The organism is Streptosporangium fragile, from assembly GCF_039534445.1.
Lineage (GTDB): Bacteria > Actinomycetota > Actinomycetes > Streptosporangiales > Streptosporangiaceae > Streptosporangium > Streptosporangium fragile.
Genome location: NZ_BAAAVI010000170.1, coordinates 1 through 1,173 on the forward strand (window position 1 = coordinate 1; position 1,173 = coordinate 1,173).

Sequence of the window (1,173 nt, forward strand, 5' to 3'; positions counted from 1 at the left end):
GAGCAGCACCCTATCGACGGTCTGCTGCTCGTAGTCATTCGGGCTGAGGTAGCCGAGGGCGGAATGTCTTCTTCGGGTGTTGTAGCGGGTGATCCACTTGAAGACGGCCAGGCGGGCCTCACGTGCCGAGGGCCAGCGCTTGGCGCCCTGCAGCGTCTCGCGTTTGAGGCTGGCGTTGAACGCCTCCGCGGCGGCGTTGTCGGCGCTGGTGCCGACGGCTCCCATGGATTGGTGTACGCCGAGTTCGGCACAGACCTTGGCGAACTCGGCCGAGGTGTACTGGGCTCCGTGATCGGAGTGGAAGATCGCGCCGTCCAGGCTGCCCCGGATCGCGGCGGCGGCCCGCAGCGCGTCGGTCACCAGCTTGGTGCGCATGTGGTCGGCGATCGACCAGCCCGCCAATCGGCGTGAGCCCAGATCCAGCACGGTCGCCAGATAGAGGAACCGGCCATCGCCGACGGGCAGGTACGTGATGTCGCCGACGTAGCGCCGGTTCGGGGCCGGTGCGGTGAAGTCCCGCTGGATCAAGTCGGGCACCTTGTGATGCGATGGCTCGGGCACCGTGGTGCGCACCTTCTTGCGCAGGTGCAGCCCGACGATGCCGGAACGGCGCATCACTCGTGCGACCCGCTTGTGGTTGACCCTGCGCCCCCGGGCCCGCAGCTCAGCGGTGACGCGTGGACTGCCGTAGGTGCCGTCGAACGCATCGTGGATCTGCTTGATCTCCTCCGCCAGCGCGGCATCGGCCGCGGCCCGCTCCGCCCGGGCTGGAGCGGCCTTGCGCCACCGGTAGAACCCCGAGCGGGACACCTTCAAGATCCGGCACAGCCGCTTCACGCCGAAGGCGTCCCGATGGTCGTCAACGAACTCGAAGCGGCTCACCAGTTCGTCTCTCCGGCGAAATATTTCGCCGCCCGGCGCAGGATGTCGCGCTCCAGCTCCAGCTCCCGGATCCGGGCCTTGAGCTGCTTGTTCTCCTCTTCCAGCACGTCGTCGGACGATAGCGGGCCCCGCGCCAGCCGCTTGACCGGGCCCGCCTTCTTCGCCCCGGCCGTGCCGTTCGCGCGGGCCTCCTTGACCCACAGGCGCAGCGTCTCGCGGTTGATCCCCAAGTCCCGGGCCACCGACGCGTACGTCCGCGCCGGATCAGACAGGTACAACGCGACGGCGTCC

Annotated in this window: 1 protein-coding gene; it reads right to left on the reverse strand. The window is 68.7% G+C overall.

The window, feature by feature from the left end; translation table 11 throughout:
* Positions 1 to 1,173 (reverse strand): IS3 family transposase gene (locus ABD841_RS40470; RefSeq protein WP_344982388.1). Its coding sequence is split into 2 segments (ribosomal slippage), with 1,174 coding nucleotides annotated over them: positions 1 to 893 and positions 893 to 1,173; the frame shifts between segments, so codons are not numbered across the junction. This gene is flagged as partial in the annotation.